Genomic DNA, 21668 nt, shown 5'->3' on the forward strand with positions numbered 1-21668 from the left:
AAAAAAGTTCTTAGGCTTTTTTTGTTAAACGATCAAATTAACAAACTGCCATGATATAATGTTGGCCACATAATATTGTTAATAGAATTTTTATCCATGTTACCTCGCTTAAGTCCTCAAGAGTTAGTTTCTCCTTTATATCAAGAGTTTGCCAAAATCTTGGCGACTAAACATTTTTCCGGTGATATTAATTTTCAATATAGCGCACGTTTAGCTCATGCAACGGACAATAGTATTTATCAGCAGTTGCCTCAATTAGTACTACATCCTCGAAGCAAGCAAGATATTCAAATTATTACCTTACTTGGCAGTGAAGATAAATTTAATGCAATAAAGTTTAGTGCACGCGGCGGCGGTACAGGAACTAACGGGCAAAGTTTAACGCCGGGTATCGTTGTAGATTTATCAAAATACATGAACCGTATTCTGGAAATTAACGTTGAAGAAAACTGGGTACGTGTCGAAGCGGGCGTAATTAAAGATCAATTAAATGATTACTTAAAGCCTTATGGTTTTTTCTTTTCACCCGATTTATCCACCAGTAATCGTGCAACAGTCGGTGGCATGATAAATACCGATGCATCAGGCCAAGGCTCACTGGTTTATGGTAAAACTTCCGATCACGTTTTATCACTTGAAAGTGTTTTGGCTAATGGTGAGCTTTTAAATACAAAGCCTCAAACCATGGCACAAGCGCAGGCACTTGCTAAGCAGGACAGTACTGAAGCAAAATTGATGCAACAAGTACTTAATACTTGTGTAGATAATCGGGCCTTAATTTTAGAAAAATTTCCACGCTTAAACCGATTTTTAACCGGTTATGATTTAGAAAACGTTTTTAATGATGATTTATCGATGGTTGATTTAAGTCGCATTATTACCGGGTCTGAAGGATCGCTAGCGTTTGTTTGTGAAGCTAAATTAAATTTAACACCAATAGCTAACGCTAAAACGCTGATTAATATTAAATATGACAGTTTTGATTCTGCACTGCGCCATTCGCCGCGATTAGTACAAGCTAAAGCGACATCGGTTGAAACTATTGACAGTACCGTGTTGAACTTAGCAAAACAGGATATTGTTTGGCAACTGGTTAGTGATATGTTGCAAGATGTAGATGGCGCCATTATGGATGGCATCAACATGGTGGAATATAACGGCGAAAGTATTGAGAGTGTTGCCGCACAAGTTACCGCGCTATGTGCAGAGCTTGATAAAGATATTGCTAATAAAACAGGTGTTATTGGCTATCAAGTAACGTCAGATCTCGCCAGTATTGGCAAGTTATACACTATGCGCAAGAAAGCCGTTGGCTTGTTGGGTAATACCAAAGGTAGTCAAAAGCCATTAGCATTTGCCGAAGATACCGCTGTTCCGCCAGAAAACTTAGCTGATTATATCGCTGAATTTAGACAATTGCTTGATGGCTATGGTTTACATTACGGTATGTTTGGTCATGTCGATGCTGGGGTTTTACATGTCAGGCCTGCACTTGATATGTGCGATCCTGAACAAGAAATTTTACTCAGAGAAATCTCAGACAAAGTCGTTGCATTAACGGCTAAATATGGCGGTTTAATGTGGGGTGAACATGGTAAAGGGTATCGTAGTGAATATGGTCCTGAATTTTTTGGAGACACTTTATTTACCGAATTAAGAAAAATTAAGGCCGCTTTTGACCCGTTAAATAAAATGAACCCAGGTAAAATTTGTACGCCATTTGATTCCACTGATAAGCTGGTTTCTGTTGATGATACCAAGCGCGGTTTTTACGATAGACAAATACCAATCACAGTAAAAGACTCGTTTAATTCAGCGCTTGACTGCAATGGTAACGGCTTATGCTTTAATTATGACGTGGACAGTCCAATGTGTCCTTCTAGCAAGGTAACGCGTGACCGAAGACACTCGCCAAAAGGCAGAGCTGGCTTGATGCGTGAGTGGTTGCGCTTATTGGAAGCTAAAGGCGTAGATGTTTTAGCCATGGAGAAAAACATACAAAGTTGGTCAGTAAAAAGTCTCCTTGATAAGGTGAAAAATCGCTTTAATAGTCAATTTAATCGTGAAGAGTCTGATGATTTTTCCCACGAAGTTATGGAAGCAATGCAAGGGTGTTTAGCCTGTAAAGCTTGTGCGAGTCAGTGTCCAATTAAAGTCGATGTGCCCGATTTTAGAGCCCGTTTTATTAACCTTTACCACACGCGATACTTTAGACCGTTAAAAGATCACTTAGTGGCAAATGTAGAATCGATGACACCAATAATGGCTAAAGCACCGAAAATAGTGAACAGTGTTTTAGCGTCTAATATTTACGATAAATTATCTCAAATCACTATTGGCTATGTCGACACACCACTGTTGTCGATCCCGACATTAACGCAAAGAATAACGGAGCATCAATTTACTCCCTTTGAATTATCAACACTGCAAAGTATGTCTGTTGATCAACGTGCAAAGTCGTTGCTAATTGTTCAAGACCCATTCACTTCATTTTATGACGCAAAAGTTGTTGAAGACTTTATGCTGTTGGTGAAAAAACTTGGCTTTGATCCGATACTGTTACCCTTTAAGCCAAATGGTAAGCCTCAGCATGTTAAGGGCTTTTTAGACAAGTTTGCAAAAACAGCTAAATCAACGGCTGAATTTTTAAATCAAATTCAGCAACTAGCATTGCCAATGGTGGGTTTAGATGCATCAATGGTGTTATGTTTCAGAGATGAATATAAGCAAATATTAGGTGATAACCGTGGCGATTTTGAAGTAAAACTAGCTCATGAATGGCTAATAACGCTGGTTGATGAAAAAAAGAGTAAGCCAATTGATATCAAGAACAATGTCAACAAAGTAGCTTATAAATTGTTTGCCCATTGTACTGAGAAAACCGCATTAGCCGGCAGTGAAGGGCAGTGGCAGCATATATTCCAACATTTTGGTTTATCTTTATCGAATGTATCTGTGGGTTGTTGTGGTATGGCTGGTACTTATGGTCATGAAAAAGTTAATTTAGAAAACTCTACATCGCTTTATAAGATGAGTTGGCAAAGTAAAGTTGCCGATTTATCCACAGAGCAAGTGCTAGTTACCGGCTATTCTTGTCGCAGTCAAATTAAGCGTTTAGATAACAAAGTAACCTTACATCCGGTTCAAGCCTTACTAAAAGAATTGTAGAATTTATAAGTAAATGTCCTAGTAACAACTGGAAGCCTAGTCTGATATTTATCATATTTAAAAACATTAAAAGCACCTAAAGGTGCTTTTAATGTTTTGATACAATGTTTTAATACTGACAGCTAATAACTGATAGCTAATAACTGTCTATTCAACTATTTAGCGCCATTAGCAATAATGTTACGTGCCATTTCATCGGCAATAAAGCCCGTTGGCATGTTATTCGACGCTGCTGTTGTAAAAACTGTCATCAAAGTGTTGTAAATATTTTCTACTAACTTTGTCGCACTTTTAGCGCAATAAGGTTCAGGGTATATTTCTAATGCCACATTGATAATGCCACCAGCGTTGATAACATAATCAGGTGCATACAAAATACCTTTTTCTAACAAGGCTTTATCATGACGTGATTCAGATAACTGGTTATTAGCACAACCGGCAATGATGCTCGCCTTTAACTGTGCAATACTCTCATCATTAATTGACGCACCAAGCGCACAGGGTGAATATACATCAACATCTTGACTATAAATTTCGTCTAAACCGACCACTGTTGCGTTCAACTCTGTTGCGGCTCTATCTAAGGCAACTGGGTTTATATCTGTCACGAATAATTGTGCACCAGCGGCATGTAGTTTTTCGCAAAGTGAATAACCAACACTCCCAAGGCCTTGTACGGCGACTTTAATGCCGGTTAAGTCGTCTCTGTCTAGCTTAAATTTAACCGCCGCTTTAATGCCTAAGAATGTGCCTAATGCGGTGAACGGTCCTGGATTACCGCTTTTGCCTTCAAGACCAGAAACATAGGCGGTGCTCTGATTAACTATTGCCATGTCACCTGTGGTGATATTAATGTCTTCAGCGGTATAGTAGCGGCCATTTAAATTATTAACCGCATGGCCGAAAGCTTTAAATAACGCTTCAGATTTTAGCGTTTTTGCATCGCCAATAATAACGCCTTTACCACCGCCAAGTTTTAAACCGGCCATGGCATTTTTATATGTCATGCCCTTAGATAAACGTAATACATCTTTCAGCGCTGCTTCATCGCTTGCATAATCCCAAAAACGACACCCACCTGCTGCTGGCCCTAATGCTGTGCTATGAACAGCGATGATGGCTTTCAGCCCTGATGCTTCGTCACTACAATAAACGACTTGTTCATGGTTATCAAAATCTACCAAATCAAAAACGGCCACTATCGAAATCTCCAATCATATTAGATATAGTTAAAGTCTTAATTATGCTTTAACTAGGGTTGTAATAATTCGCTGCGCACAATACCATTTAGGTAAATGCTTCGCTAGTTAAGCCATCAATAAACTTGTACTTAACTGTGAACTAATTCATACAAACATTCTTAATGTTAATATCTTATTAAAATAATCAATAAAAAGACCATAAATATGACAGAGAAAAAAGCAATGACGGATGAGCAAAAGCAAGCTTGGATCCGAGAACAGTATTTAAAAGCCACTAAATATCTCGCCGATAAAGGTTTAGTCACCGAAAGTGTTTCTGACACTGAAAGTCGCTATTTAGTCCCCATTATGGCTGTATGGAAAATTAACTTGCTTGATAAAACCGCTGTATGGGTTATTTCTGGCGACTTACCCACCGATCATATTGCCTTAAATAGTGGTGAGCCTGCACGAGACGTGGTGAGACACTTTTCTTTAAAATGGCAACTGCAAGCAGAAAACTTGTTGCGCTTAGAAGACAAAGCACAACATCAGTTTGCACAATTGTTGATAGGTCGTGCTGATGGTTTGTATAAAATTTATGAGAAAGCTGAGCTTTGGCAAGAAGCGACATAGATTCAGGGTTAATAACTATTTTTTAGTGGCTTAGGTAATACTTCGCCACGCTAATCTCATTTATTGGGCAAGTCATTTTTTGTCTGGGCATACCTGCTTCCATAAATACTGTACCTGTGGTATCAAAATTAAATTTTCTAAAGTAATCAGTTGCTTCTAAAGGGCAATAGATAAATATTTCTTTTAATTTCATTTCGTGAGCTATTGTGAACAGTTTTTGTAAGATAACTCTATCGACGTGATCTTTTCGGCAGGACCTTATAACAGCAATTCGGCTTATTTCTCCGCTAGACAAAATACGACCAGTGCCAATAGGCTCTTGTGTTTTATCATGACAAGCGAGCACATGATTAGCAAAGTGATCTTTACGATCGAACTCTATACTTTTCGGGATACGCCATTCATAGACAAAGACCTTTTCCCTAACATTTTTAAGTAAGGGAGCTGCTTGCTCCCACTGAACTCTACTAACCGTGTATGACATAGCCCTATTCTATATACCAATAACCCTTATTTAAAACATTAGTTAATAATTGTGTGTTTTTCAAACAATGAGTGAAACTTTTTACTTTCTGAGTTGTTAATGGTTCTTGCTGTGCTAAATGTTGGGCTAATTCAAGGGTGCTGTTATCTAAGGCAAAGCTTTCGCCGTTAATATAAAGTGTGGTCTGATTATCGTTTATTATCGCTGCTTTTAAGCCTGATACCGGCATAAATAAAATATCTGGCTCTGATAAGATATCGTTTAGCTTTTCTTCGTTAATGTCATTAACCGGTACTAAAATTTCTAAGGCGTGATGACCTTGTGTTAGGTATTGACCAATAAATTGTTCATAGAAGCCTTCTTGATCAAGTTGTTGCAACATAAATGCTTTTAATTGTTGCTTGTCATGCTGAGTAATATTAAAACTTGCTTGAGATAAAGCTCTTTCAGGATCACTAAATCTTTGTTCACCGAGATTGTTATCGATAAGTTTATCGGCAAAATTCGACCATAACTCTTGACTTGATGGAGCTTGAAAACCAATAGAAAAATTAACTGAGTTTTCTATTGATACGCCATTATGCGGGTGATTAGGTGGTATATAAAGAAGATCGCCAGCTTGCGTTATTTCATCGATAATTGGTTCAAAGCTTGAAACTTGCTTCAGGTCTGGGTGGGGTAATAACGTGGTTAAGGTGCTATCTGGAGCACCTACTTGCCAACGTCTTTTACCGCTACCTTGTATAATGAAAACATCATATTGATCTAAATGAGCCCCAACACCACCATTAGGTGTTGAAAAACTGACCATAACATCATCTATGCGCCAGCTTGGAATAAAAGCAAAAGGCGCAAGTAAATCATGCGTTGGTCTTGACCAGTTGTTTACCGCTTGCACTAATAGAGTCCAGTTGGTGTCGCCATATTGAGAGAAGTCCTCAAAAGGACCGTGGTCTACTTGCCATGCTTCTTTACTATTTACACTAACAATACGAGATTCTATTTCACCTTCCATGGCCAATCCTGCAAGCTCATCTGGTGTTATTGAGTCTTCAAAATTAGCAAAAGCTTGTTTGATCAATAACGGTTTTTTTTGCCAGTATTGTGCAAGAAATATTTCTGGGGTTAAATCTCCCCAATTCAACGAATCTATATTCATGGTGAAACCTTATAATCTCTATATTGTAGCAACATCTAAATAATAAAAAGGGAGCCTAATGGATCCCTTTTTTATCAGTAAAACTCAGTGTAAGTAATTAACTAGTCTAGCTCGTCAATAAACTCTACAGCACGGCCAATATATGAAGCTGGTGTCATTTCACAAAGTTGTGCTTTAGCCGCTTCTGGTAATTCTAATGTCATTATAAATTCACGCATAGAGTCACCATTAACACGCTTACCACGGGTTAACTCTTTTAGTTTCTCATAAGGCTTTTCGATACCGTAACGACGCATGACCGTTTGAATTGGTTCTGCTAGCACTTCCCAGTTTGAATCAAGTTCAGCTGAAAGGTTGGCTTCATTCACTTGCAGTTTACTGATACCTTTTCGTGTCGCTTGATAGGCAATTAATGCATGTGCGAAACCAACACCTAAGTTACGTAAAACTGTAGAGTCAGTTAAGTCACGTTGCCAGCGAGAAATAGGTAATTTCTGTGCTAAATGGGTAAATAACGCATTCGCAATGCCTAAATTACCTTCTGAGTTTTCAAAGTCAATTGGGTTAACTTTATGTGGCATAGTTGATGAGCCAATTTCACCCGCAATGGTTTTTTGCTTGAAATGTCCCATGGCGATATAGCCCCAAATATCACGATCGAAATCAATTAATATGGTATTAAAACGAGCAATAGCGTCGAATAGCTCCGCAATATAATCATGCGGTTCAATTTGAGTTGTAAAAGCATTTAAACTTAAACCTAACGAGTTAACAAACTCATTAGCAAAGTTATGCCAGTCTACTTCAGGGTATGCGGAATAATGGGCGTTATAGTTACCTACAGCACCGTTAATTTTCCCTAATATTTCAATTTGTGCAATTTGTTCACGTTGACGTTTTAAACGAATATAAACATTAGCCATTTCTTTACCTAGCGTACTAGGAGAAGCAGGTTGACCATGAGTACGACACATCATAGGGATGTTCTTATACTCGATTGCCAGTGCTTTTATGTCGCCAAGAATATCGTCAATCATTGGCATCAACACGTGTTCACGACAATCAGATAACATTAAACCGTGTGAAAGGTTGTTGATATCTTCTGAAGTACATGCAAAGTGAATAAATTCGGTAATTGCATTTAACTCAGCATTGCCGCTAATTTTATCCTTAAGGAAATACTCAACCGCTTTTACATCATGGTTGGTAGTCGCTTCAATATCTTTAATACTTTGAGCATCAGCTTCTGAAAAATCACTCACTATTGCATCTAAAAGTGTATTAGCTTGTGCCGAAAACGGCGGTACTTCAGCTATCTCTGCAGTTGCTGCTAATTTTTGTAACCAACGTACTTCAACCGTTACACGGTATTTAATTAAGCCAAATTCGCTGAAAATAGGGCGCAATGATTTAACTTTACTGCCATAACGACCGTCAACCGGTGATATCGCACTTAATGCTGAAAGTTCCATAGTAAATTCCTGAAGTTATATTTAAATTTCTTTAAGTAATTGTTGAGCACACGCAACCATCTTTGTGCGACCAAATAATATATTTCTGCGTTTTCCGCCAACTTGGCGCCATAAAACGCTTGAGCGAATACCTGCTAGTAGTAAAGCACGGATTTTATGTTGATTACTTTGTTGTTTAAGTAAGCTTGGCTCACCAGCAACTTGAATAGGTGTACCGATAGGGCTGAGTAGATCACTGTAAATACTGGCTAAACTAGCAATAAGGGTGTCACTAGTAATATCGTAATGAGCCAATTGACGTTGGCTTTGTTCGATACGGTCGCCGAGCAGCGATAATTGATTTTTTTTATTAGCTAAGCGTCGTTCTAAGCCTAATAAACCAACCACATAACGTGTTAACTCTGGATCTTTTTTCTTGGTTTGACTGCCTAATTGTTCAACTAAGGCATTTAACCCTGATGTTAAGTGCGCAATATCATTGCTATAAACCTCTAAAATATTATTAGGTGAAGTCACCATAATACTGTTGAGCATAATAGCGAGTTCAGACTCATCTACTGTGCCAGTTCGGGCAACTTTTTGCACTAAAACTGAGGCTTGGCATATTGCAGCCATGGTAATTGTTTGTTTTTCTAAATTATTCATGTATGCCTTACATTAGCGAATAAGGGAATTGATGATACCGCCACCAAGGCAAATATTATCTTGATAAAACACCACTGATTGTCCAGGTGTTACTGAACTTTGAGGCTCAGAAAACATAACTAAATATTCACCATTGGCCATAGGTGAAAGGTTACAAGCGACATCTTCTTGTCGGTAACGAGTTTTTACCGTACAACTAATCGGTGCTGTTAGCTCTATACGGTCAACTAAATGTAATTGATTTGCCACTAAGCCTTTCGAAAATAGGCGAGGGTGGTTATGGCCTTGTCCTACAATTAATACGTTACGCTTAAGATCTTTGTCAACAACATACCAAGGTGCTTCACCTGCATTGGCAAGCCCACCAATACGCAAACCTTTACGTTGACCTAGCGTGTGGTACATTAAGCCATCATGTTCACCAATAGCTTCTCCTTCTGGCGTTTCTATTACACCGGGTTGAGCCGGTAAATACTTGCCTAGAAAGTCTTTAAATTTTCGTTCACCAATAAAACAAATACCGGTACTATCTTTTTTGTTATGGGTGATTAAATCAGCTTTTTCAGCGATGGCTCTCACTTCAGGCTTTTCAATATGACCAACAGGAAAAAGCGTTCTACCCACTTGCTCGTGACTCAACGTATAGAGAAAATAGCTTTGGTCTTTATTACCGTCTAATCCACGGTTCATCTGCCATTTACCCTGGTTAAATTTACGTTGAACATAATGACCGGTAGCAATGTAGTCAGCACCTAAGTCCTCACAAGCAAATTCAAGAAAGGCCTTAAATTTAATTTCTTTATTACACATAATGTCAGGATTAGGCGTTCTACCTGCTTTATATTCTTCGAGAAAATACTCGAAAACATTGTCCCAGTATTCAGTAGCGAAATTAATCGTATGAAGTTTTATGCCAAGTTTCTCACAAACACTTTGCGCATCAGCTAAATCTTCTGCGGCAGCGCAATACTCGTCGTTGTCATCTTCTTCCCAGTTTTTCATGAACAAGCCTTCGACTTGATATCCTTGTTCAATTAATAAATAGGCAGAAACAGAAGAATCAACACCGCCCGACATACCAACAATGACTTTTGTTTCTTGCGGTAATTTCTCGTTTGGCGTTATTGAGTTTACATTTACATGTTCGTTCGAGGTCATGACAACTATATTTCAATGGAAAATGGCGCGAAATTATAGCATGGTCATTTAGCGTGATGATAGATTAAAGATTAGATTTTAGGTGACTTAACTCAATTTTTTTACCGCTGAGGTAATCTTCAATACATTCCAACACTAATGAACTGCGTAATTGTGCTGATTTTGCTTTAATTTCTGTCAGTGTTAACCAATGGCAAGCAATAATTTCCTCGTCTTGTGGTTGGCAAACGGCAAATGACTCGAGTTCAATAACAAAACAAAAGCGTAAGTAATATAGGTTTAAAGATTGTCGATAGTAATAGTAAATACCACAAAGATGATCAGGTGAAGCCGTTAATCCTGTTTCTTCCTTTAACTCGCGCATCGCGGCAGCAATTAAGTTTTCATCAGCTTCTAAATGACCCGCGGGTTGATTATAAACTGTTTTACCATGTTCTAATTCTTCAACGAGCAGGAATTTATCTTGGCAGGCGACAACAACCGCGACGGTCGTGTTGGGTTTAAACTGTGAACTGCCGTGTGGGTTTGTTAGTAGGTTATCCATGATTTATTCTTTTATATTCACCATTATTAATCCCATCTAAAGTCCATTTTCCGATGCTATAACGGATCAACCTCAGGGTTGGAAAGCCAATATGAGCGGTCATTCTTCTAACTTGACGGTTTTTTCCTTCCTGTATCGTTATTTCTAGCCATGTAGTTGGAATTGCTGCGCGTTCTCTTATCGCTGGAATTCTTGGCCAAATGTTAGGCTCGGCTATCATATTAACTTTCGCAGGTTTGGTAAGACCATCTTTTAATTCCACGCCTTGACGAAGTGGGGCAATATCAGCTTCTGTGGGGGCACCTTCAACTTGCGCCCAATAGGTTTTATCGGTTTTTTGACTTGGGTTGGCGAGTTTGTGCTGAAGTTTGCCATCATTGGTTAATAATAGCAGTCCTTCACTATCTCTATCGAGACGTCCGGCAGCGTAAACATCTTTAATTTCGATAAAGTCTTTAAGGGTTTTTCGATTTTGATCATCAGTAAATTGGCATAATACATCAAAGGGTTTATTAAAAAGTACGATTTCTGGTACAAAGTCTACTGGTCGTACCTTTTGAGGTTTTCGCTTGTATTTGTGTGTAAGGCCTTGATTTTGTTTGATTGTCACTAATTTTTACCTTGTTATAAATATGCTAGTTCTAATTCATCTATTTTAATGCGCTATGAATTCCGATATTATGCGCCCGAAAAATATTATTTATCGATAAAATGAATATCAATTTATCGAAATTGAATAGCTATCCATTTTATCGATTAATGGCAAATCAGCAAAGGATTTTTAAATGACCACAGATACATCAAAAATTATTTATACAATTACCGATGAAGCACCAGCTTTAGCAACGCATTCTTTTTTACCTATTGTTAAAGCATTTACTGCTTCTTCAGCTATCGATGTTGAAACGCGCGATATTTCATTGGCTGGTCGTATTATCTCTAATTTCCCTAAATACTTAACGGCTGAGCAGCGTATGGACGACGCTTTAGCTGAATTAGGCGAATTAGCAAAAACACCTGAAGCTAACATTATTAAATTGCCTAACATTTCAGCATCTATTCCTCAGTTGCAAGCGGCAATAAAAGAGCTTCAAGCCAAAGGTTATAACTTACCTAACTATCCTGAAGAACCGCAAAATGAAGCAGAAGAGTCAATTAAATTAACTTACGCCAAAGTGCTAGGTTCTGCGGTAAATCCTGTTTTACGTGAAGGTAACTCTGACCGTCGTGCACCAGGTTCAGTTAAGCAATATGCACGTACTAACCCGCATTCAATGGGCAAATGGTCGCCTACGACTAAATCACACGTAGCACATATGCAATCAGGTGATTTTTACGGCAGTGAAAAATCAGTCACTATTGATGGCGCGACAAACGTTAAAATTGAATTTGTTGCTCAAAACGGTGACGTGACTTTATTAAAAGAGCATTTAGCTTTATTAGACCAAGAAGTTATTGATGCATCAGTAATGAGCAAAAAATCCTTGGTTGAATTTTTTGCTACCGAAACTGAAAAAGCAAAATCTGAAAACGTGCTACTTTCTTTGCATCTTAAAGCTACCATGATGAAAGTGTCTGACCCAATTATGTTTGGTCATGCAGTTAAAGTATTCTATAAAGACGTTTTTGCTAAGCACGGCGCTACTTTTAACCAATTAGGTGTTGATGCGAATAACGGTATTGGCGATGTGTATTCGAAAATTTCACGTTTACCAGCACAAAAGAAAGCTGAAATTGAAGCTGATATTACTGCGGTATATGCAACGCAACCTGAACTCGCTATGGTAGATTCAGATAAAGGTATTACCAATTTACATGTACCAAGTGATGTAATTATTGATGCTTCTATGCCAGCTGCATTACGTGCTTCAGGTATGATGTGGGCGCCAGACGGAAGTCAAAAAGAAACTAAATTCATGATCCCAGATCGTAACTACGCGGGTGTATTCTCTGCTGTTGTCGATTTCTGTCGTGAAAATGGCGCATTTAATCCAACCACAATGGGTTCAGTACCTAACGTGGGTTTAATGGCGCAAAAAGCAGAAGAATATGGTTCACACGATAAAACATTTACCATGTCTGGTGAAGGTACTATGCGCGTTGTAGATGATAACGGTACAACGTTATTAGAGCATGCAGTTAGCGAAGGTGATATTTGGAGAATGTGTCAAGCGAAAGATGCACCGATCCAAGATTGGGTTAAATTGGCCGTTACACGTGCTAGAGCAACTAATGTTCCAGCAATATTTTGGTTAGATGCAAACCGTGGTCATGATGCTCAAATGATCAAAAAAGTTAACACCTACCTTGCCGATCACGACACTACAGGTTTAGATATCCAAATTATGGCTCCGGTTGAAGCTTGTGATTACACCTTAGCGCGTGTAGCTAAAGGTGAAGACACTATTTCAGTTACGGGTAACGTATTACGTGATTATTTAACTGACTTATTCCCAATTCTAGAACTGGGTACCAGTGCTAAAATGCTTTCGATTGTGCCATTAATGAACGGTGGTGGCTTATTCGAAACAGGTGCCGGTGGTTCAGCTCCTAAGCACGTACAGCAGTTCGAAAAAGAAAACCACTTACGTTGGGATTCATTAGGTGAGTTTTTAGCCTTAGCAGCTTCCTTAGAGCACTTAAGCGTGACTACCGGCAACGCTAAAGCGCAAGTATTAGCTGATACCTTAGATCAAGCAACGGCTAAATTTTTACAAGAAAATAAATCTCCATCACGTCGTGTAAACGAATTGGATAACCGTGGTTCACATTTTTACTTAGCCATGTACTGGGCACAAGCACTTGCAGAACAAACAACTGATGAAACGTTGAAATCTAGTTTTGTTGCTGTTGCACAAGCTCTGACTAAACAAGAAGCAAAAATTGTTGAGGAACTGAATGCCGCGCAAGGACCTAGCATGAATATTAATGGTTATTATTTTGCTGATGCCGCGTTAGCAGAAAAAGCGATGCGACCAAGTGCAACATTAAATACGATTCTATCAAGCTTACTTTAATATAATTTAAAGTTAACTTGTCAGTAGAAAGCTAGGCCTTGCCTAGCTTTTTTTTGCTTAAAATTTAGTAATTAAGCCATTCTATTTTTGAATAGATATTAGTTTTTTTTAAGAAAAGTTTGCAATTGATTTAAAGCAACGGTTTAATCATTCATAGCAGTGATGTTAACTATCATGATTTCAGTATTAGTGTCACTGCGCTTTTTCTATTAGTTTAAAGGAAAAGAAATTAGCAAACGGCTATTTTTATTAGTAAATTTGGGAGATCTCGTATGTCGAACCATGTAATTATTCCTAGTGCAGGTGCTAAAATCACCTCAGAGCAAGGTCTGTTAAAAGTACCTAATAACCCTATTATTCCATTTATTGAAGGGGATGGAATAGGTGTCGATGTAACGCCACCTATGATGAAAGTTGTTGATGCCGCTGTAAATAAAGCTTATGGCAGCGATAGAAAAATTCACTGGATGGAAGTGTATGCCGGTGAAAAAGCAACGCAAATGTATGACTCAGAAACTTGGTTGCCTGATGAAACATTAGCTATGTTCAAAGAATATAAAGTCGGTATCAAAGGTCCGTTAACTACACCTGTAGGTGGCGGTATGCGCTCATTGAATGTTGCTTTAAGACAAATATTAGACTTGTATGTATGCCAACGTCCCGTGCAATGGTTTACGGGTGTACCAAGCCCAGTGAAAAAGCCAAGTGAAGTTGACATGGTTATTTTTAGAGAAAATTCTGAAGATATCTATGCCGGTATTGAATATCAGGCGGGCACAGATCAAGCTAAAAAGATGATCAAATTTTTGACTGAAGAAATGGGTGTTACAAAAATCAGATTCCAAGAGAATTGTGGTATCGGTATCAAACCTGTTTCTAAAGAAGGCACGCAAAGACTGGTGCGAAAAGCTATTCAATATGCGATTGATCACGACCGTGAGTCGGTTACTTTAGTTCATAAAGGTAACATCATGAAGTTTACTGAAGGTGCTTTTAAAGAATGGGGTTATGAATTAGCGCGAGAAGAGTTTGGTGCTGATCTATTAAACGGTGGTCCTTGGTGTAGCCTTAAAAACCCTAAAACGGGTAAAGAAATCATCATAAAAGATGTTATTGCTGATGCAATGTTGCAACAAATTTTATTACGTCCAGCGGAATATAGCGTTATAGCGACCCTAAACTTAAATGGTGACTATTTATCAGACGCCTTAGCAGCGCAAGTTGGTGGCATTGGTATTGCACCAGGCGCTAATCTAAATGATGACGTAGCCATTTTTGAAGCAACACACGGTACAGCACCAAAATATGCCGGTTTAAATAAGGTTAACCCAGGTTCGGTTATTTTGTCTGCAGAAATGATGTTACGACATATGGGCTGGACTGAAGCGGCTAACCTACTGTTAAAAGGCATGTCTGGTGCGATTAACGCTAAAACAGTAACGTATGACTTTGAGCGTTTAATGGATGATGCAACTTTAGTGACATGTTCTGAATTTGGCGATTGTATTATTGAAAATATGTAAAAGCTGAAACTGGTAGTAGGCTTTGTATAACGTTTTACAAAGCTTTAACCATAAAAAACACAGCCATTTTGCTGTGTTTTTATTTTATGCCAACAAAAAATTTAAATTAATTGTCTGATTCTTCTTCTAGTTCTGATGGTGTAATACTTGCAGCGTGATCACCTTTTGGACCGGCGTTTAATTCGTAGTTTACATCCTGACCTGCTTTTAACGTACGGTATCCTTCCATTTGAATTGTTGAATAATGAGCAAAAATATCTTCACCACCATCCTCTGGACGAATAAAACCAAAACCTTTTGCATTATTAAACCATTTAACTGTACCGTGAGCCATACTTCAACATCCTTCTAAATTCATCGGTAATTAGGTATGCTTTCCTTCAAGCATTATCTAAAGCATTATCTAAAGTATTAATATTAATTATAGATGACCAAAAAGTAGCCATCAAAGTAAATCGTAGATAATAAATGAAAATAGTCAAGTGTTATGTTACATATTATTATTTTTTAATTATTATTTTTTAAATCTAAAGCAAAATTTTAACTGACAGACTAATATAGAATTATGAGTAAATGGAAAGAGTTAATAGATGACCAAACAGTTCTTGACGATGAGGTTATTGAAAAGTTTGAGAAACCCCCAATGTATAATGTTGTGCTACTAAATGATGACTATACCCCAATGGATTTTGTCATCGACGTATTGTGTAAGTTTTTTAATATGAACGCAGAACAAGCAACAGATATTATGTTGGCGATTCATTATAAAGGGAAAGGGCGTTGTGGTACCTTTACTGCAGAAGTAGCAGAAACTAAAGTCGATCAGGTGTTGAGTTACGCGACAAGCAATGAACATCCGCTTAAGTGTACTATGGAAAAAGCGTAATAACGCAAGTTTTAAATTGGAGTAACCTATGCTGAATAAAGATTTAGAAGTATCGTTAAATATGGCTTTTCGTCAGGCTAAAGAGTCTCGCCATGAATTTATGACGGTTGAACATTTATTGTTGGCGCTGTTAGACAATCCATCATCCATTGATGCTTTGCAAGCATGTGGCGCCGACATGGCGAATTTGAGAAAAGAATTATTAGCCTTTATTGCTGATACCACCCCTGTTATTCCTGCCGGAGAAGAAGAGAGAGAAACTCAGCCGACACTCGGTTTTCAACGCGTATTACAACGAGCTGTTTTTCATGTCCAGTCTTCAGGCAAAAGTGAAGTTAATGGCGCGAATGTCCTCGTCGCCATATTTAGTGAACAAGAATCACAAGCGGCTTATTTTTTAAAGAAATCGGATATTAGCCGTTTAGACATTGTTAATTATATCTCGCATGGTATTGCAAAAATCGAGCAAGAAGGCAGTAATAACGAAGAACAACAAAGCCCCGCAGGTGAGGAAGAGCCACGTACCATTGATAACTTTTCTACTAACCTTAACGAAGAGGCTTTGAAAGGCAATATTGATCCCCTTATTGGTCGTGATAACGAACTAGAACGAACTTTGCAAGTGTTAAGTCGCCGCAGAAAAAACAATCCTTTATTTGTCGGTGAAGCTGGTGTGGGTAAAACAGCGATTGCTGAAGGTTTAGCAAATTTATTGGTGTCAGATAAAGCGCCTGAATTTTTAAAAGATGCCACTATTTATTCGTTAGACATGGGCGCGCTGTTAGCGGGCACCAAATATAGAGGCGATTTTGAAAAGCGCTTTAAAGCACTGTTAAAAGAACTTGAACAAGACGGTAATGCCATTCTCTTCATTGATGAGATTCATACCATTATTGGAGCAGGTGCTGCGTCTGGTGGCATGTTAGATGCCTCTAACTTGATCAAACCTTTACTTTCATCAGGAAAGTTGCGTTGTATGGGGTCGACCACGTATCAAGAATATCAAAGTATTTTTGAAAAGGATCGTGCTTTAGCTCGACGTTTCCAAAAAATAGATGTTGTGGAGCCAAGCGTAGACGACACCACGAAAATTTTACACGGCTTGAAAGAGAAATATGAAGCACATCACGGGGTTAAATACTCGAATAATGCTTTAAGAGCTGCAGCACAACTTTCAGCAAAATATATTAACGATAGGTTTTTGCCTGATAAAGCCATTGATGTAATTGACGAAGCTGGTGCACGTCAGCAATTAGTAGCTGCGTCTAAACGTAAAAAAGTGATCAGTAATACTGATATTGAAAATATTGTTGCTAAAATGGCGCGTATTCCAGAGAAGTCAGTTTCATCAACAGAAGTTGATAGCTTGAAAACACTGGATCGTAATTTGAAGCTAGTTGTTTTTGGTCAAGATCATGCAATTGATGAATTATCGTCTGTTATCCGCCTATCAAGAGCAGGCTTAGGTAATGAGCACAAACCTATTGGCTCTTTTATTTTTGCCGGCCCAACTGGTGTCGGTAAAACTGAAGTTACCCAACAATTAGCAAAAGTACTTGGTGTGGAATTACTGCGTTATGATATGTCAGAATACATGGAAAAACACGCTGTAAGCCGTTTAATCGGTGCTCCTCCAGGTTACGTTGGTTTTGAACAAGGCGGCTTATTAACCGATGCTGTGATCAAAAACCCACATGCGGTTGTATTGTTAGATGAAATAGAAAAAGCGCATGAAGATGTTTACAACATATTATTGCAAGTCATGGATCATGGCACGTTAACAGACAACAATGGTCGTAAAGCCGATTTTAGAAATATTATCTTAGTGTTAACGACTAATGCAGGTGTAGCGCACACGGTGAAGCAATCTATTGGCTTTAAACAACAAGACAATAGTCTTGATGCAATGGATGAAATAAATAAAGTATTTTCACCTGAGTTTCGTAATCGCCTAGATAACATTGTTTGGTTTAATCATTTAGGTGATGAAGTTATTCAACAAGTAGTAGATAAGTTTATTGTTGAGCTTCAGGTGCAACTTGATGAGAAGGGTGTGTCATTAGAAATAACCAAAGATGCTAAGAAGTGGATGGCAAATAAAGGTTATGATAAAACTATGGGTGCACGACCTATGGCTAGGTTGATTCAAGAGCATTTGAAAAAGCCATTAGCAAACGAGTTACTTTTTGGTGAACTCACACAAGGTGGTGTTGCCAAAGTAGCAGTGAAGAAAGACAAGTTAGTTATTAACTATGAGTCGAAAAAGGAATTGGTCGAGCACTAATCTCTAGACGTTGTGCAATACATTTAGGGTATTGCGCAACATTGAGAAAGTGTCATGACCACAGGGATATTCGATTTAGTTCTGACTGAAATAGACCCGTTGGATATTCGACAGCACATAAAAAAACCGAGCAAGCTCGGTTTTTTGTTTTATTAAATTGGCATTAATTAAATTTTAGTTATAAAAGAACTTTTATAAAACATTAAAGTGCTTTTAAAACTGAAATAATTAATTTCTATCTAGCACGGAAGATAATACGACCTTTAGATAAGTCATATGGTGTTAATTCAACAGTGACTTTATCGCCAGTTAAAATACGAATGTAGTTTTTGCGCATTTTACCGGAAATATGAGCGGTAACAACATGACCATTTTCCAATTCAACACGGAACATAGTATTTGGCAAAGTATCTAAAACAGTACCTTGCATTTCAATATTTTCTTCTTTCGCCATTGGGCGCCGAACCTCTAAATTAGTGCGTAAATAAAAAGCTGCGCAGATAATGCCGAATTGCGGCCTCAATGTAAAGCTATAGTGTTATTTATTTACGGTTTGCCATTGATTTTCGACTAAAATTTGGTGGGAAGTGTAACGGTTTTTATAATTCATTTTACTACATTCATCTATTTGGTATCCCAAGTAGAGAAATTGTCGCTTAAGTTGAGATGCCATTTCAATTTGTTTCAAAATTGAATAAACACCAAGCCCCTGTTTTCTATAGTTAGGATCATAAAACGTATAAACCGCCGATAAGGCATCAGGAATATCATCTGTTACGGCAACACTAATTAACACGCCGTCATGCCAAACTTCAATGTAACATTGCTGGGTAATATCATTATGGGTAAAGCTTTGAAATTGCTCAGGTGTTGCAGGATACATACTGCCATCACTATGAATGTTATTTACATATTGTTCATATAGCGGGTAATAGCTTTCTTTAACTTCTTTACTTAAGGTTACATTGAATTGCTGATTACGCTTTAATAAACGTTTTTGGCTTTTTGAAGGTTTGAAGTCATTGACTAACACGCGTAATGATTTACATGCCTGACAAGCCGTACAGTGCGGACGATAAATATCATTACCACTGCGTCTAAAGCCTTGTTGCATTAGCCAGCCATAATGTTCTCGGTCATGCAGTATTTCATCAACAGCAATTAATAACCGTTCTTCTTGATCAGGTAGGTAATTACAGGGAAACGACTTTGTAATACCCAGTTTATAATTTAAACTCATTAACGCTAAACCTGTTTTAAAATAGTTTAAAAGCAATACTATTTTATAATTATAACAATTTTTTCACTCAGTTAAGTCAAATTACGTATTAATCAATTTGGTACAAAGTAAGTTACTTTGAAAGGTGTTCAAGTTTATTTGTAAAAAGTGCTCAAAATACATTTATTTTGTGAGTGTATCGGCGATTATTTATCAGAGTGAATTTGCATCTTTTAAGGTTAAATATGCTTTTTCGAATGACCCAAGTTGATAGTATGTATCTGCCAACATTTGCATTAATTCAATTTGATCACGTTGCATTTGATAATCTTTTGCTAGGGTAATCGTTTCTAGAAGTAAGGTTTTACTTTCTTCAAATTGTTTATTTTGAGATAAAATTGTCGCCATATTTTTTCGAACATGTATCTTTACTCGTTCAGAGGTACTTGCATCAGCGGCAATAATTGCTTCATGTAAATATTTTTTGGCTTGTTGGAAGTTTTCTAAGTTATTTTGATACTCTGATAGTCTAGATAATGAAAATGCTTGATTGAGTTTGTTTTTATCATTTAAAGCCTGTCGGTAGGACATTAACATCCAGTCGCTAGCTTGCTGCCAATCCTTAACTTCTTGATATATTCGTGCCAGATTATAATAACCAATAGATAAATAGTGCGGACTGCCGTTTTGTTTATATATGGCATTTGCTTGCAGTTGATATTTTTTAGCTATTTCAATTTCGCCTAGCCTTTTATTTGCTGAGCTGAAGCGTTCAAGTATGATGGCTTTATCAAAGATATCAGGTAGCAACTCCAGGTACTTTACTGCAAGGATTAAGTCTTTCCTTGCTTCAGTATTATTGCCCAATAAACTATAGGCATAAGCTCTTTCTACTAGTGCAGCAATTTTATAATTTAATAAATTAGACTGTTCAGCTTTTATAACCGCCATATTTGCAGTAGCAAAAAACTCTTTAAATTGCCCCCGTTGGTAATATCCTCTTGATTGGCTGATAAGCACTCTTGTATGCCAAGGTTCGTTCAGTAAACCTGTCGCTAATGCAGACTTTGAATATTCAAGAATTTTTTCAGGTTGGTCAATAATGTAAGCAACCTCAGATTGAATAACCAACAATTTTGTTTTTAATGTAAGGGGTAATTCAGTATCAGATAATAACGCTTCAATTTTATAAAATACAGCTTCTGGATTCACCGAGATTTGATGACTCAGCTCTTGTTCAATGTCAGCGGAATGGTAAGAAAACGCAAAGTTTGAATAAAGCACAACTAGTATTAAGTAAAACCAACATCGTTTGTTTCTCAATGAATTCACCGCTATTTAATTCGTTATGTCACAGGTATATTTTTATTACAAATTTATAACAAATTTCAGCAGTTATTCATACTTATAATTTTTCTGAACATATTACTATAAAATCAATATTTACTATTTATGTCGTTAAATGTGTAATCTCTGGTTTTGGATAACCTTAAAAATATTATTAAGTAGATAAAATGATTATATTTTAAAGGTAAATAAGGTAGATAAGATCAATAAGGCAAAGCTCAACTAAGGTTAATCAGTCTAAGGTCAGTGATCTAGCTTGCCAAAAGTTTGTGGGAGGAATAATTGATTTTGCTGTTTGTTGTTGTGAAATAAATTGTTGTCGCGAAACCTCTATGCAACCCATATCAGCTAAAAAAGGGTTTAACATTTGGCAATCTATAAATTCAACATTTATCGATTTTAGTAACTTGGCCAAATACACCAGTGCGACTTTTGAGGCATTACTCTTTCGATAAAACATCGACTCACCAGAGAAATATCCGTTGATAGCAACGCCATATAAGCCACCAACTAAATGCTCATTATACCAAACTTCAATGGAGTGCGATTTGCCATGGCTATGCAGTGTTTTATAAGCAGATATCATCGGATTAACAATCCAAGTCTCCTCTTTGCGGAAAGGGGCATCTGCACATAATGCTATTACTTGATTAAAGTTTTTATTGAGTGTTACGGTAAAAGTTTCTCGATTGAGCACTTTTTGTAGCGTTTTATTAACCTTAAGTTCAGAGATGTTAATAATGCCACGCGGATTTGGGCTCCACCACATCACAGGCTCGCCATCACTAAACCATGGAAATATACCCTGTTGATAGGCTTGAATAATTCGCTGGGGTGACAAGTCATCGCCAAAAGCGAGTAAGCCGTTCGGTTCTGCTAAAGCGGTAGATAATTCGGGGAAAGTCGAGCTATTCGAAGATAACCAAGGAATAGCTCGAGTCATTG

Annotated in this window: 19 protein-coding genes; 6 read left to right on the forward strand and 13 right to left on the reverse strand. The window is 37.6% G+C overall.

Annotation, left to right across the window (positions count from 1 at the left end):
* Positions 1-96 precede the first annotated feature (96 nt).
* Positions 97-3168, forward strand: a complete 3072-nt coding sequence (ydiJ, locus tag A3Q33_RS17025; RefSeq protein ID WP_081180985.1) for a D-2-hydroxyglutarate dehydrogenase YdiJ — start codon at positions 97-99, stop codon at positions 3166-3168.
* 155 nt (positions 3169-3323) lie between these two features.
* Here ydiJ and A3Q33_RS17030 read toward each other — a convergent pair whose 3' ends face one another.
* Positions 3324-4367, reverse strand: coding sequence for a Leu/Phe/Val dehydrogenase (locus A3Q33_RS17030; RefSeq protein ID WP_081180986.1), 1044 nt, complete (start codon positions 4365-4367; stop codon positions 3324-3326).
* Positions 4368-4574: 207 nt separating this feature from the next.
* Here A3Q33_RS17030 and A3Q33_RS17035 point away from each other — a divergent pair, with 207 nt between their 5' ends.
* On the forward strand, positions 4575-4985 hold the full coding sequence (locus A3Q33_RS17035) for a DUF4826 family protein (protein WP_196797986.1): 411 nt from the start codon (positions 4575-4577) through the stop codon (positions 4983-4985).
* Between the two features lie 22 nt (positions 4986-5007).
* On the opposite strand, the gene A3Q33_RS17040 is transcribed toward A3Q33_RS17035, so the two are convergent.
* The 7 genes from A3Q33_RS17040 to A3Q33_RS17070 form a co-directional block, all read right to left on the reverse strand.
* On the reverse strand, positions 5008-5469 hold the full coding sequence (locus tag A3Q33_RS17040) for a GNAT family N-acetyltransferase (RefSeq protein ID WP_081180987.1): 462 nt from the start codon (positions 5467-5469) through the stop codon (positions 5008-5010).
* A 4-nt stretch (positions 5470-5473) separates the two neighbouring features.
* The gene (locus A3Q33_RS17045) at positions 5474-6628 is read right to left on the reverse strand and encodes a cupin domain-containing protein (protein ID WP_081180988.1); all 1155 of its coding nucleotides are present in this window, start codon (positions 6626-6628) and stop codon (positions 5474-5476) included.
* Positions 6629-6729: 101 nt separating this feature from the next.
* Entirely contained in the window at positions 6730-8100 is a 1371-nt protein-coding gene (purB, locus tag A3Q33_RS17050; protein WP_081180989.1) for an adenylosuccinate lyase, read from the reverse strand.
* 21 nt (positions 8101-8121) lie between these two features.
* Positions 8122-8745, reverse strand: coding sequence for a high frequency lysogenization protein HflD (gene hflD, locus A3Q33_RS17055; protein WP_081180990.1), 624 nt, complete (start codon positions 8743-8745; stop codon positions 8122-8124).
* A gap of 12 nt (positions 8746-8757) precedes the next feature.
* Positions 8758-9822, reverse strand: coding sequence for a tRNA 2-thiouridine(34) synthase MnmA (mnmA, locus tag A3Q33_RS17060; RefSeq protein ID WP_231295866.1), 1065 nt, complete (start codon positions 9820-9822; stop codon positions 8758-8760).
* A 145-nt stretch (positions 9823-9967) separates the two neighbouring features.
* The gene (locus A3Q33_RS17065) at positions 9968-10447 is read right to left on the reverse strand and encodes an NUDIX hydrolase (protein WP_081180992.1); all 480 of its coding nucleotides are present in this window, start codon (positions 10445-10447) and stop codon (positions 9968-9970) included.
* Positions 10440-11051: a pseudouridine synthase gene (locus A3Q33_RS17070; RefSeq protein WP_081182730.1), complete on the reverse strand. Its 612-nt coding sequence runs from the start codon at positions 11049-11051 to the stop codon at positions 10440-10442. Before A3Q33_RS17070 ends, A3Q33_RS17065 begins: the two co-directional genes overlap by 8 nt.
* Positions 11052-11232: 181 nt before the next feature.
* Between A3Q33_RS17070 and A3Q33_RS17075 the strand changes: the two genes are divergently transcribed.
* Together A3Q33_RS17075 and icd are read left to right on the forward strand one after the other, a co-directional pair.
* Positions 11233-13464 (forward strand): NADP-dependent isocitrate dehydrogenase, encoded by a 2232-nt coding sequence (locus A3Q33_RS17075; RefSeq protein WP_081180993.1) that lies wholly within the window; start codon positions 11233-11235, stop codon positions 13462-13464.
* A 272-nt stretch (positions 13465-13736) separates the two neighbouring features.
* A complete protein-coding gene (gene icd / locus A3Q33_RS17080; RefSeq protein WP_081180994.1) occupies positions 13737-14987 on the forward strand; it encodes an NADP-dependent isocitrate dehydrogenase in 1251 nt (416 codons plus the stop codon).
* Positions 14988-15093: 106 nt separating this feature from the next.
* On the opposite strand, the gene cspD is transcribed toward icd, so the two are convergent.
* Positions 15094-15321, reverse strand: a complete 228-nt coding sequence (cspD, locus tag A3Q33_RS17085) for a cold shock domain-containing protein CspD (RefSeq protein WP_081153667.1) — start codon at positions 15319-15321, stop codon at positions 15094-15096.
* Positions 15322-15552: 231 nt separating this feature from the next.
* Between cspD and clpS the strand changes: the two genes are divergently transcribed.
* The gene (gene clpS / locus A3Q33_RS17090; RefSeq protein ID WP_081153665.1) at positions 15553-15873 is read left to right on the forward strand and encodes an ATP-dependent Clp protease adapter ClpS; all 321 of its coding nucleotides are present in this window, start codon (positions 15553-15555) and stop codon (positions 15871-15873) included.
* A gap of 28 nt (positions 15874-15901) precedes the next feature.
* Positions 15902-18157: an ATP-dependent Clp protease ATP-binding subunit ClpA gene (gene clpA, locus A3Q33_RS17095; protein WP_081180995.1), complete on the forward strand. Its 2256-nt coding sequence runs from the start codon at positions 15902-15904 to the stop codon at positions 18155-18157.
* 235 nt (positions 18158-18392) lie between these two features.
* Here the strand turns inward: clpA and infA are convergent, their stop codons facing one another.
* From infA to aat, 4 genes are all read right to left on the reverse strand, one after another.
* Positions 18393-18611, reverse strand: coding sequence for a translation initiation factor IF-1 (infA, locus tag A3Q33_RS17100; protein WP_011043571.1), 219 nt, complete (start codon positions 18609-18611; stop codon positions 18393-18395).
* An 84-nt stretch (positions 18612-18695) separates the two neighbouring features.
* Positions 18696-19397, reverse strand: a complete 702-nt coding sequence (locus A3Q33_RS17105) for an arginyltransferase (RefSeq protein ID WP_081180996.1) — start codon at positions 19395-19397, stop codon at positions 18696-18698.
* 192 nt (positions 19398-19589) lie between these two features.
* The gene (locus A3Q33_RS17110; protein ID WP_081180997.1) at positions 19590-20699 is read right to left on the reverse strand and encodes a tetratricopeptide repeat protein; all 1110 of its coding nucleotides are present in this window, start codon (positions 20697-20699) and stop codon (positions 19590-19592) included.
* A gap of 256 nt (positions 20700-20955) precedes the next feature.
* A complete protein-coding gene (gene aat / locus A3Q33_RS17115) occupies positions 20956-21666 on the reverse strand; it encodes a leucyl/phenylalanyl-tRNA--protein transferase (protein WP_081180998.1) in 711 nt (236 codons plus the stop codon).
* Between the last annotated feature and the right edge of the window lie 2 nt (positions 21667-21668).

The sequence above is a fragment of the Colwellia sp. PAMC 21821 genome, from assembly GCF_002077175.1.
In the GTDB taxonomy this organism is placed as follows: Bacteria; Pseudomonadota; Gammaproteobacteria; order Enterobacterales; family Alteromonadaceae; genus Cognaticolwellia.

Coding starts and splice junctions, on each gene's coding strand:
- ydiJ (WP_081180985.1), top strand. CDS start 97: ATGTTACCTCGCTTAAGTCCTCAAGAGTTAGTTTCTCCTTTATATCAA.
- icd (WP_081180994.1), top strand. CDS start 13,737: ATGTCGAACCATGTAATTATTCCTAGTGCAGGTGCTAAAATCACCTCA.
- aat (WP_081180998.1), bottom strand. CDS start 21,666: ATGACTCGAGCTATTCCTTGGTTATCTTCGAATAGCTCGACTTTCCCC.
- A3Q33_RS17105 (WP_081180996.1), bottom strand. CDS start 19,397: ATGAGTTTAAATTATAAACTGGGTATTACAAAGTCGTTTCCCTGTAAT.
- A3Q33_RS17040 (WP_081180987.1), bottom strand. CDS start 5,469: ATGTCATACACGGTTAGTAGAGTTCAGTGGGAGCAAGCAGCTCCCTTA.
- cspD (WP_081153667.1), bottom strand. CDS start 15,321: ATGGCTCACGGTACAGTTAAATGGTTTAATAATGCAAAAGGTTTTGGT.
- infA (WP_011043571.1), bottom strand. CDS start 18,611: ATGGCGAAAGAAGAAAATATTGAAATGCAAGGTACTGTTTTAGATACT.
- A3Q33_RS17065 (WP_081180992.1), bottom strand. CDS start 10,447: ATGGATAACCTACTAACAAACCCACACGGCAGTTCACAGTTTAAACCC.
- clpA (WP_081180995.1), top strand. CDS start 15,902: ATGCTGAATAAAGATTTAGAAGTATCGTTAAATATGGCTTTTCGTCAG.
- clpS (WP_081153665.1), top strand. CDS start 15,553: ATGAGTAAATGGAAAGAGTTAATAGATGACCAAACAGTTCTTGACGAT.
- A3Q33_RS17075 (WP_081180993.1), top strand. CDS start 11,233: ATGACCACAGATACATCAAAAATTATTTATACAATTACCGATGAAGCA.
- purB (WP_081180989.1), bottom strand. CDS start 8,100: ATGGAACTTTCAGCATTAAGTGCGATATCACCGGTTGACGGTCGTTAT.
- hflD (WP_081180990.1), bottom strand. CDS start 8,745: ATGAATAATTTAGAAAAACAAACAATTACCATGGCTGCAATATGCCAA.
- A3Q33_RS17045 (WP_081180988.1), bottom strand. CDS start 6,628: ATGAATATAGATTCGTTGAATTGGGGAGATTTAACCCCAGAAATATTT.
- A3Q33_RS17035 (WP_196797986.1), top strand. CDS start 4,575: ATGACAGAGAAAAAAGCAATGACGGATGAGCAAAAGCAAGCTTGGATC.
- mnmA (WP_231295866.1), bottom strand. CDS start 9,822: ATGTCGGGCGGTGTTGATTCTTCTGTTTCTGCCTATTTATTAATTGAA.